Source organism: Candidatus Margulisiibacteriota bacterium, assembly GCA_031268855.1.
In the GTDB taxonomy this organism is placed as follows: Bacteria; Margulisbacteria; Termititenacia; order Termititenacales; family Termititenacaceae; genus Termititenax.
Window position 1 is genome coordinate 1 of sequence record JAIRWS010000043.1, and the last position, 9962, is coordinate 9962.

Sequence of the window (9962 nt, forward strand, 5' to 3'; positions counted from 1 at the left end):
GAGGGCTATTTCCAGACAGACCGTACCAACGGTTTCAATCCGGACGGCTTTAACGCGCCGGATGGTACGCCGAAACACCGCAAAACCTATTTTGACCAGAGTTTTACGCCGGAGGAAAATCAGCAGGCGGTGGAGGATGCTTTATATCAGGACATTCAGGACTTATTGCGCTCCATCCAAAGCCAGACCAATTTTGCCATGCCGAAACCCAATCCGCGCCGCGCGCCGCCAGTTAGGGAAATTCATAATGAAAACACCAGACTTTATGCCATAACTGACGCTCTGGATCTTGTGCAGGCGTATACGGGCTGGATAACGGACGCGGATTACGAATTATTGCAGGACGCCTATCTGGAAGCCGCCGCCGAACCGGCAAATATAGAAAAATGCCGCGAATTAGTGGATGTATTAAAAGAATTGCAGATACAGTATTTGGCGGATAAATTTGCGGCTTTTTGTCTGGTATTGTCAGATAAATATGAAAAAATTATTGCGCAATTACGGACTATTGCTGTGACGTCGGAAAATATCTCCAGAATAACTGAAGCTGTTACAAAATTGACTTTGGTTAAAACCAGAGCTGTTGAGGATAGCGAGCTATGTAAAAAATACGGCATAACTCCTGCTATTGTTAGGCAGATACGCATAAATCTCTGGAAACTTGCAGAGACCAGGCATTTATTAAAAGAAATACTTCAAGAGACGGAGTCGCTTGTCCATAACTAGTATCTGATACTATAATCAAAGCCAATTTTAACTGCGGAGAAAACAATGGAAGTTCTCATCAAAAAACTGCCGAACATGGATGACCTGCCTTCGATGCGGTACATGACCGAACACGCGGCAGGTCTGGATATTTACGCCGCGGTGGCGGAGCCTGTCGTTTTAGCGGCTGGCGAGACTAAATTGATCCCGACCGGTTTTCAAATGGCTTTGCCGGCTGGTTATGAAGCGCAGGTGCGGCCGCGCTCCGGTCTGGCGCTCAAAAAAAATATCGGCGTGCTGAACAGTCCGGGCACGATCGACGCGGATTACCGTGGCGAGGTCGGCGTGCTCCTGACCAATTTTGGCCGCGAGCCTTTTACCGTGCGGCGCGGTGAGCGTATTGCCCAAATGGTCATCGCGCCGGTGGCCAGAGCGGAATTAAAATTTGTCTCCGAGCTGCCAGACTCCGCGCGCGGCGCCGGCGGTTTTGGCTCGACCGGGCTTTAAGTTTATTTATGCTGGAGATCAAATATCTCGGCCATGCCTGTTTTTGGGTGGCGTCCGACGACGGCCTGCGGGTTTTGACCGATCCGTACAGCGGTTTTCTGGGTTACGTTTTTCCGGAAGTCGCGGCGGATATTATTCTGGTTTCGCGTAATCAAGCTGAGCATAACTGTATCGAGGCGGTCGGCGGTCAGCCAGCGGTCATTCAGGGTGAAGGCTACCGTGAATTGAATTGGGTCAAGATCCGCGGCATTCCCGTCCAAACAGCCGGCGAGCCGCACAGCGCCAGCACGATTTTTTGCTGGGACATGCAGGCGGTGCGTTTTTGTCATTTGGGCGCGCTCAGTCTGCCGCCGGATCAGGAATTGCTGGCGCAGATCGGGCCGGTGGACATTTTGTTTTTTCCGGTCGGCGGCGGAACTGTTTTGACGCCCCAGATGGCCGCGCCGGTTTTGCAGCAGATACCGCACAAGTATGCGCTGCCTATGCTGTACCGCACGCCATACAATCCGCGGCCGGCCTGCGATCTGGCGGAGTTTCTCGTCCGGCAAAAAAATATTATAATTCCTGAGCCAAAGAACATTTGGCGTTTGCAGCGGCAGGATCTCAAAGGCGCGCCGCAGGTGGTCTGTTTAGAATATTTGCCGGAGGAAAATAATGTCAGGTAAAAACAAAGAATTGCTGGGTGGTCAGGCGCTGATCGAAGGCGTCATGATGAAAGGCGGTCAGGCTCTGGGTTATGCTGTTTACGCGCCGCACGGCCGCCTGGTCGTCGAGCGCCAGGAGTACACGCCCTGGAAAAAGAAATTTCCCTTTTTGGGCTGGATTTTCCTGCGCGGTTTTTTCAATCTTATTGAGATGTTGAGCATCGGCGTCAAGGCGCTGGATTTTTCTCTGCGTATAGCCCTGCCGGAAGAGCAGGCCAAACAGTCTAAATACGAAATGCCGGTCTCGCTGGCGGTCTCACTTTTACTGACTTTCGGCCTCTTTGTTTTTTTGCCGGCCTTTTTTTTCTCGCGCCTGCAAAATGTTTTTAGCAGCGTGCTGCTTTTAAACCTGCTGGAAGGCGCGGCGCGTATTTTGATTTTTATTATTTTTTTGCTGGCTGTCGGTTTTTCACGGGACATGATCCGCGTTTTCGGTTTTCATGGCGCAGAGCACAAGGCTGTGCATGCTTACGAAGCTGGCGAAGAATTAACAGTGGAAAATGTGCAAAAATATTCCACGCTACATCCGCGCTGCGGCACTTCGTTTTTGCTCGTGGTGTTTGTTGTTTCGATTTTGGTCCTGGCGCTTTTTGGCCGCACGGCGCTGTTTTCCCGTCTGCTGCTCAAGCTGCTCATGTTGCCGGTCGTGGCCGGTTTGAGTTATGAGCTAGTGCGTTTGGTCTGCCGCCTGCCGGGGTTTTTGACGAATATCATCTTGGGGCCGGGCTTGCTTTTGCAGTATCTGACCACGCGCCAGCCGGATGCACAAATGGTCGAGGCGGCGATCGCGGCGCTGGAAGCCGCCAAAGGCATAGAAGGATAGAAAGAAGAGTCTAATGCTGGGCAAAATCGAAGAGATCGTCAAACGTTACCGCGACAACGAGCTGGCTTTGTATGACCCGCAGGTGACCGCGGATCTGAAGCGTTACCGCGAGCTGATGCGCGCTCAGGCGGAGATGAAAGAGCTTGTCGAGAAATATCAGGAATACAAAAAAGTTAAGCAGGCCGCCGCGGACGCTAAAACCCTGCTGGCTGACCCGGCCGGGGATAAAGAGCTGCGCGAGCTGGCGGAAACTGAATGGAAAACGAACAGCGCAGCGGCGGTCGCGCTGGAAGAAGAGTTAAAATTTCTTCTGGCGCCCAAAGACCCCGATGACAATAAAAATGCGATTTTGGAAATACGTCAGGGGACAGGCGGCGAAGAAGCTGCTTTGTTTGCCTCAGATCTTTTTTCGATGTACCGGCGTTACGCTGAGCGCAACGGCTGGCGTTTTCAGGTATTGTCTTTGACCGAGGCTGAGCAGGGCGGATTTAAAGAAGTCATCGTGGAGATCAGCGGCGAGGGTATTTACGGCAAGATGAAATACGAGTCCGGCGTGCACCGCGTGCAGCGTGTGCCGGAGACGGAGGCGCAGGGGCGCGTGCATACTTCGGCGGCGACCGTGGCGATCATGCCGGAAGTCGAGGATGTGGATGTTGAAATAAACCCCACGGATTTGAAAATCGACACTTACCGCTCTTCGGGAGCGGGCGGCCAGCATATCAATAAGACCGATTCAGCGGTGCGGATCACGCATTTGCCGAGCGGGCTGGTGGTTTCCTGTCAGGACGGCCGCTCGCAGCATGCCAACCGTGACAGCGCCATGCGCGTTTTGCGCAGCCGTTTGTATGAAAAACAGGAAAAAGAGCGGCTGGCCAAAGAAAAAGATTTACGTAAAACACAGGTCGGCTCCGGCGACCGCTCGGAAAAAGTCCGCACTTACAATTATCCGCAAAACCGCATCACCGATCACCGCATCGGCTTGACGCTCTACAATCTGGACGCGATAGTCAAAGGCGGCGATTTGTCCGCGATCACCGACGCTTTGATCCAGGCTGACCGTATTGCTAAGTTGCAGGCGGCATAAATGTCCGCCGAGATCTGGACGATTTTAAAAATCCTGAAGTGGTCGGAAAACTTTCTGCGTGCCAAAGGTGTGGCCGCCGCTAAGCACGATGCCGAAGCTCTCCTGGCTTTTGTGCTGGGTTGCCAGCGGATCGAGCTCTATCTGCGTTTTGAACAGCCGTTGACCGCGGCAGAACGCACGGCTTACAAAAAACTGCTTTTGCGCCGCGCCAACCGCGAGCCTTTGCAGTATCTTACCGGCGAGGCTTGGTTTATGAATGAAAAGTTCAAAGTTTCACTTCACACTTTAATTCCGCGTTACGACACCGAGATTTTGGTGGAGACGGTTTGCCGGTATCTTGACCGGGCTGAGCTGATTATTGACGTGGGGACTGGCTCCGGTGTTTTGGCGGTCTGTTTTGCCCGGCGCGGCCGAAAAGTTCTGGCGCTGGATATCTCGCCGGAAGCTCTGGCGGTGGCGCGGGAGAACGCCGCCGCGCAGCAGGTGGCGGATAAAATAGAATTTATCAGAGCAGACCTGTTGAACGCTGTCAATATTCCCGCGGAAACACGCGGCGTTTTTTTGGTTGCCAATCCGCCGTATATTTCTCCCGCCGAATATGCTGTCCTGGAGCCGGAAGTACGGGACCATGAGCCGCGGCTGGCTCTGCTGGCGCAGAATGATGGGCTGGAGTTTTATCAGAAAATTCTGGCGCAAAGCGGCACGGCGCCAAACTTAAAAGGCGTTTTTTTTGAGGTCGGACAACGGCAAGCCGGACGGGTGGCCGAGCTGCTGCAAAGCCGCTTTTCCGCGCCGACGCAGATAGTCAAAGACCTTGGTGGAAAAGAGCGGGTAGTGTATACTTTATTGTGAGGGGAATTTCATGCCTAAGCTTTTTATTTTGCTCGGCCTGCTGGGGGCTTTGGTTACTGCCGCTTATGATCCGCTAGCCGATATTCTTGAACGGCAGGATTATCCGCGGCTGCTGGAGCTTTCCCGCGAAGCTGTGTTTACCCGCGAAAGCGCGCATAATTATTATTATTTGGGCGCGGCTTACGCTGGTCTGCGCCGGCCAAAACTGGCGGACAAGGCCTATTTAGTCGCTTTGGAAAAACCGGATCTGACTTACGAGATGGGCGCGAATGTGGCGGATTATTTCGAGGCCAAAAACGCTGCGGAGACCGCGGTCAATGTGTGTATGCAGCTTTTTCGCAAGTTTCCCAAAGAAAAACTGAGCACATCGCAGCGCATAGTCAAGGCGCTGGCCAGGCAAAATAAGCATCAGGAAATTATTAATTTTTTTACAGGCTTTATCGAGGAAGATCCGGAAACCGTCAATCCGCTGGCTTATTATGTCGGTCTGGGCTACTACGCTCTGGAAGATTTGCAGGCCGCGGGGACTTATTTTCAAGAAGCGTTCGATGCTGGCTACCGCGATGTGGATCTTTTGCTCAAGATGGGCGAGCTGAAACTAAAAAGCGGAGACTGGCAGGCCGGTTTGGATTATTTAAATGACGGCATTCGTATGGGTGGCGTGGTCTATACGCCGGAAGCCAGCACGTACAAATATCTCGGTCTGGCCTATGCTAAATTGGATGATCCGCAAAAAGCCGCCGCTAATTTTCGGCAGGCGATCACGGCTGGCAATAGAGAGCCGGAAATTTACGTGCAGTTTGCCGAGAATGCTTTGCTGGGCAAAGATTTTCAAGGTATCCTGACGGTGCTGGAGCCGCGCGTCGCGGCCAACAGCAAGAATGCTGATTATCAATATTATCTGGCCAGCGCTTGTGACAATTTAAATTTGCGCGCGCAGGCGATCCAGTACTACCAAAAGGCGCTGGAAGCTGGCTACAAAAACGCGGATTTTGTGCGTTTGCGGGTCAGCGCCTTGCGTCAGCAAGAAGAAGATGAGTAACAGCCTGCTGCTGCAGGCTTGCTGCGCGCCGTGCAGTTCAGCGGTTTTGGAAAAACTGGCGCCGGAATATAAATTGACTGTTTTGTTTTTCAATCCCAATATTCAGCCGGAGGCAGAATATCAAAAACGCTTGGCGCAGTTTGCCAAACTGCAAGAATATTTTGCTTTTGAGTTAAGCGCGCCGCCTTACGAGCCGCAGGAGTGGCTGGACTTAACTAAAGATTTGGCGGCCGCTCCAGAAGGCGGCGCGCGCTGCCAGATTTGTTTTAATTATCGTTTGGCTTATGCCGCGGCACAGGCTGAAGGCTGCGCTGGTTTTGCGACAACTTTGTCTATTTCACCGCAAAAAAATTTTGCGCAGATAACTTCAGCCGGCGAGGAGGCCGCGCGGCGGCAGGGCGGAAAATTTCTAAATTTTGATTTTCGCAGTTTGTATCCGCGCAGCCGGCAATTGTCCCGGGAGCTGGGCCTTTACCGCCAAAAATATTGCGGGTGCTTGTATGCGGCGCGTTGAACAGGTCAAGCAGATAATTTTGGGGCAGGCGGATATTGCCGCTTTGCTGCCGCCGCGCTCCCGCCGGACGCACAAGTATACGGCCGGACGGGTACTGGTGATCGCTGGATCGCGCGGCCTGACCGGCGCCGCTCTGCTGGCGGCCAGAGCGGCTTTGCGCAGCGGCGCCGGTCTGGTGACTCTGGCTGTGCCCCGAGAGTTAGCCAATCTGCTCGACGCGCAGACTCCGGAAATAATGACTCTGCCTTTGCCCAGCGCCCGCGGCGCGCTGAGGGCCTCCGCTTTAAAAATTTTACGGCCGCTCCTGGGCAATTATGATTGTATTTTGGCCGGGCCAGGGCTGTCTTTGCGCCGCCAGACTAAAGCGTTTAGCAGAAACCTGTTTCAGTACATCAAAAATTACCGGCCGGGACTGCGTGTGGTGCTGGACGCCGACGCTTTAAAAATTTTAGCTGATTTGCAGCGCGGCCGCGCCCGCATGCGTTTAATAGTTACGCCGCATGTCGGCGAGCTGGGCCGGATGCTACGCTGGTCTTCCGCCGCGGTTCGTAGACAGCCCTTTGCCGCGGCCAGCAAAGCCGCTTTGCAATATAACGCCGTAGTTGTTCTGAAAGACGCAGACCGAACCTATATCACGCAGGATCAGAAAAAATATTTTTTAAACAGCAACGGCAATCCGGGCATGGCCACCGCCGGCAGCGGCGATGTGCTGGCTGGCCTGATCGCCGGACTATGGGTGTCCACGCGCGGTATGACGGCTCTGCGCGCGGCGGTTTGCGCGCCTTATGTGCACGGTCTGGCCGGCAATCTGGCGGCGCAGGCTTATTCGGTGGACGGCCTGATCGCCGGCGATATTCTGGCGCAGATCCCCGCGGCTTTGCGCCTGCTCAAAGGGGAATAATTGGCCGGCCTTGACACCGGAAAAAAAGCTGGCGGTTCTACGGGATTAAGGACATTAGTAATATGTTATAATTTTAGCCGATATAAAAAAATGAAAAGGATAGGCCGGAACTTTAATTAAGGGGGTATTCGCAATACAATGATCGAACGTTATTCTTTGCCCGTGATGCAGGCTGTCTGGGAGCCGGAAAATAAATTTCGCCAGTGGCTGAATATTGAGCTGGCGGCTTGCGAGGCTAATCATAAACTGGGATTGATCCCTAAAAAAGATTGGCAGACTATCAAAACCAAAGCGCGGTTTGATGTCCGGCGCATCGACGAGATCGAAAAAGAGACCAATCACGATGTCATCGCTTTTCTGACCAATGTTGCGGAAAATGTCGGGCCGGCCTCGCGTTTCATTCATCTGGGTTTGACTTCTTCGGATATTGGCGACACGGCTGCCTGTCTGCTGCTCAAGCAGTCGGCGGAGATTTTAGAAAAAGACCTGGAGGCTTTGCTGCAAGCCTTGAAAATACAGGCTTTGAAATACAAAGACACGATTATGATCGGCCGCACGCACGGTATTCATGCCGAACCGACGACTTTTGGCCTGAAGCTGCTGCTCTGGCACGAGGAAATGCGGCGCAACAAACAGCGGCTGTCCCGGGCCGGGAAAAATATTTCCGTCGGCAAATTATCCGGCGCGGTGGGCACTTATGCCAATATCGATCCGTTTGTGGAAAAATACGTTTGTCAAAAACTCGGCCTGACGCCTTGCGCTGTGGCTACGCAGATCGTGCAGCGCGACCGCCATGCGGAATTTATGACCACACTGGCGATCATCGGCGCCTCACTGGAAAAAATTGCTGTGGAGATCAGGCTGTTGCAAAAAACTGACACGGCCGAAGCCGCCGAGCCTTTTGGCAAAGGCCAAAAAGGTTCTTCCGCCATGCCGCACAAACGCAATCCGATTATCTGCGAGCGGATCACCGGTCTGGCGCGGGTTTTGCGCGGTTATGCCGGGGCGGCTTTGGAAAATGTGGCCTTGTGGCATGAGCGTGATATTTCTCACTCCGGCGCCGAACGGATTATTTTCGCTGACGGCTGTATTTTGCTGGACTATATGTTTTCGCTGGCGCACAAGGTTTTGACCGGCCTGGAAATTTATCCGCAGCGCATGGCCAGAAATATGGACGCTTGCGGCGGAATAATTTTTTCCCAGCGCGTATTGCTGGCTTTGGTCGGCAAAGGCCTGACGCGCGAAACGGCCTACAAATTGGTGCAGCGCAATGCTTTGCGGGCGCGGGATGAGGACGGCTCTTTCCGGGAAAATATCGCAAACGATCCGGAAGTTCTGAAATTGATTTCTAAAAAAGAACTGCTGGATTTGTTTGATTATCAGTATGCGATCCGTAATGTGCGGAAAATTTTTAAGCGGGTATTGAAATAAGCTATGTTTGGGTTTATTAAGAAATTTTTGGCGCGTGTGCAGCGCGTGGTGCAGCTGCGGGAAGTTCTGAACAAAATGCCCGGCGCGCCGCCGTCGAAGCCTTTTTACGAAATGGACTCCGGCGAGTTTTATGATTTTTTGCTGAGCGGCGGTTCGCAGGAGCGGTACTATGATTTTCTGCTGGATTTTTTGTTGACGGGGTATCTGGACGGCACGATCGATGAGCAGAAATTTAAATATTTTGTCGGGCTGGACAATCCGCTACAAATCAGCCGTTATGTGGACAAACTTTTGCGCGAGGCCAAAATGCAGGGTTCGATCTACGCCGAGCTGCTGAAATACAGCAACGCGGATGATAAAAAAGAAGATTTGCTGACTATGCTGATGCCGGAACACAAGCCGGCTGAGCAAAAACGCCAGCTCAACAGTGTTGCGGAATTGAAGGATTTGCTGAAAAATAACGCCGAGGAATTGCAGGCGCAAAAACGCGCGCTGGCCATGGCGCGGATGCAAGAGGCCGAGCGGAAACGGCAGGAAGCGCTGCGTAAAGCAATCGTACTCAATGCGCCGGAAACCGGCGAGCTGCTGGCCAAAGACACTTTTCTGGCCGAGCAGACGGAGATCACCCAAACGGCCGAGCTGCTGAGCGTTGAGCTGGAAAAGCAGCAAAAAGGCACGGTGCTGGGGCAGTCCGCCGCGCCTGCTCAAGCCCATTCGGTGATCTCGGCAGATACTTCTAAAATGAGCCCCGGCGAGCTGGTGGCCTACAAGAAAAAGATCCTGAGCAAAATGCGCAAGGACGTTAACGCTGGCAGCAAGATGCGGATCTAGGGAGAAAAGATGAGCGAGCGGAAAAAACACAAGAGCAGCGCGCCGGCTTACGGCGGAGGCGGCGGGACGGCGCCGATTTCCGCTGTGGGCGGTATGTCTCCCGCGGAACGCGTGGCTTATATTCGGGAAATTCAACAAACCTCGCCAGTTAAACAGATCGCTGAGAATATGAAAGAGTTTGATCTAAAAGGTTTTGGTTTGATCGCCAATATTTTTAGCCAGGGTTCAGCGATGCTAAAAGGCCTGAACGATGCTTACACGCAGATCCGCCAGTCGCGTCAGGGTGTGGCGATCAATCAGCATGTCGAGGGTCTGACCGAAAATGTCCGCGGCCTGGAGCGTTTGCGCCATGAGTTTACGCCGCAGTCCAATACTGACCTGCCGGATTTTCAAAATTTGGAGAAACAAAACAAAGGCGTTTACGTGGACTCCAGCTGGCTGCCCAAACGCAAAGGCAAAGTAGAGTAACGCCAGCGGGGCGGTGCGGGCAGCGTGTTTGGCGGTGAAACTCTTTTAAAAAAACTTTCTTTATTATATAGTTGAGTTTTCGCGCGGATGGCGGAATTGG

12 protein-coding genes are annotated in these 9962 nt (G+C 53.0%); all 12 read left to right on the forward strand.

Annotated elements, in window-relative coordinates:
- Positions 1 to 726 (forward strand): hypothetical protein (locus tag LBJ25_02775; protein ID MDR1452881.1); only part of this gene is annotated, 726 nt, incomplete at its 5' end.
- A 45-nt stretch (positions 727 to 771) separates the two neighbouring features.
- Positions 772 to 1212: a dUTP diphosphatase gene (dut, locus tag LBJ25_02780; protein ID MDR1452882.1), complete on the forward strand. Its 441-nt coding sequence runs from the start codon at positions 772 to 774 to the stop codon at positions 1210 to 1212.
- 8 nt (positions 1213 to 1220) lie between these two features.
- Entirely contained in the window at positions 1221 to 1877 is a 657-nt protein-coding gene (locus LBJ25_02785; GenBank protein MDR1452883.1) for an MBL fold metallo-hydrolase, read from the forward strand.
- Positions 1867 to 2739 (forward strand): DUF1385 domain-containing protein, encoded by an 873-nt coding sequence (locus LBJ25_02790; protein ID MDR1452884.1) that lies wholly within the window; start codon positions 1867 to 1869, stop codon positions 2737 to 2739. The genes LBJ25_02785 and LBJ25_02790 overlap by 11 nt, the downstream gene beginning before the upstream one ends.
- 13 nt (positions 2740 to 2752) lie before the next feature.
- Positions 2753 to 3823 (forward strand): peptide chain release factor 1, encoded by a 1071-nt coding sequence (prfA, locus tag LBJ25_02795; GenBank protein MDR1452885.1) that lies wholly within the window; start codon positions 2753 to 2755, stop codon positions 3821 to 3823.
- Positions 3824 to 4675 carry a peptide chain release factor N(5)-glutamine methyltransferase gene (gene prmC / locus LBJ25_02800; GenBank protein MDR1452886.1) on the forward strand — a complete coding sequence of 284 codons (852 nt, stop codon included), beginning with the start codon at positions 3824 to 3826 and terminating at the stop codon, positions 4673 to 4675.
- Between the two features lie 10 nt (positions 4676 to 4685).
- Entirely contained in the window at positions 4686 to 5717 is a 1032-nt protein-coding gene (locus tag LBJ25_02805) for a hypothetical protein (protein ID MDR1452887.1), read from the forward strand.
- A complete protein-coding gene (locus tag LBJ25_02810) occupies positions 5710 to 6231 on the forward strand; it encodes an epoxyqueuosine reductase QueH (protein ID MDR1452888.1) in 522 nt (173 codons plus the stop codon). The genes LBJ25_02805 and LBJ25_02810 overlap by 8 nt, the downstream gene beginning before the upstream one ends.
- The gene (locus tag LBJ25_02815) at positions 6218 to 7132 is read left to right on the forward strand and encodes an NAD(P)H-hydrate dehydratase (GenBank protein ID MDR1452889.1); all 915 of its coding nucleotides are present in this window, start codon (positions 6218 to 6220) and stop codon (positions 7130 to 7132) included. Before LBJ25_02810 ends, LBJ25_02815 begins: the two co-directional genes overlap by 14 nt.
- Before the next feature lie 138 nt (positions 7133 to 7270).
- Positions 7271 to 8563: an adenylosuccinate lyase gene (purB, locus tag LBJ25_02820; GenBank protein MDR1452890.1), complete on the forward strand. Its 1293-nt coding sequence runs from the start codon at positions 7271 to 7273 to the stop codon at positions 8561 to 8563.
- A gap of 3 nt (positions 8564 to 8566) precedes the next feature.
- Positions 8567 to 9394: a hypothetical protein gene (locus tag LBJ25_02825; protein ID MDR1452891.1), complete on the forward strand. Its 828-nt coding sequence runs from the start codon at positions 8567 to 8569 to the stop codon at positions 9392 to 9394.
- Positions 9395 to 9403: 9 nt separating this feature from the next.
- Positions 9404 to 9862, forward strand: coding sequence for a hypothetical protein (locus tag LBJ25_02830; GenBank protein MDR1452892.1), 459 nt, complete (start codon positions 9404 to 9406; stop codon positions 9860 to 9862).
- Positions 9863 to 9962: the final 100 nt, after the last annotated feature.

Bases quoted from the DNA above. Each gene is read 5' to 3' on its own strand.
- LBJ25_02825 (MDR1452891.1), top strand. From the start codon at position 8,567: ATGTTTGGGTTTATTAAGAAATTTTTGGCGCGTGTGCAGCGCGTGGTG.
- dut (MDR1452882.1), top strand. From the start codon at position 772: ATGGAAGTTCTCATCAAAAAACTGCCGAACATGGATGACCTGCCTTCG.
- purB (MDR1452890.1), top strand. From the start codon at position 7,271: ATGATCGAACGTTATTCTTTGCCCGTGATGCAGGCTGTCTGGGAGCCG.
- prfA (MDR1452885.1), top strand. From the start codon at position 2,753: ATGCTGGGCAAAATCGAAGAGATCGTCAAACGTTACCGCGACAACGAG.
- LBJ25_02810 (MDR1452888.1), top strand. From the start codon at position 5,710: ATGAGTAACAGCCTGCTGCTGCAGGCTTGCTGCGCGCCGTGCAGTTCA.
- LBJ25_02830 (MDR1452892.1), top strand. From the start codon at position 9,404: ATGAGCGAGCGGAAAAAACACAAGAGCAGCGCGCCGGCTTACGGCGGA.
- LBJ25_02805 (MDR1452887.1), top strand. From the start codon at position 4,686: ATGCCTAAGCTTTTTATTTTGCTCGGCCTGCTGGGGGCTTTGGTTACT.
- LBJ25_02785 (MDR1452883.1), top strand. From the start codon at position 1,221: ATGCTGGAGATCAAATATCTCGGCCATGCCTGTTTTTGGGTGGCGTCC.
- LBJ25_02815 (MDR1452889.1), top strand. From the start codon at position 6,218: ATGCGGCGCGTTGAACAGGTCAAGCAGATAATTTTGGGGCAGGCGGAT.
- LBJ25_02790 (MDR1452884.1), top strand. From the start codon at position 1,867: ATGTCAGGTAAAAACAAAGAATTGCTGGGTGGTCAGGCGCTGATCGAA.
- prmC (MDR1452886.1), top strand. From the start codon at position 3,824: ATGTCCGCCGAGATCTGGACGATTTTAAAAATCCTGAAGTGGTCGGAA.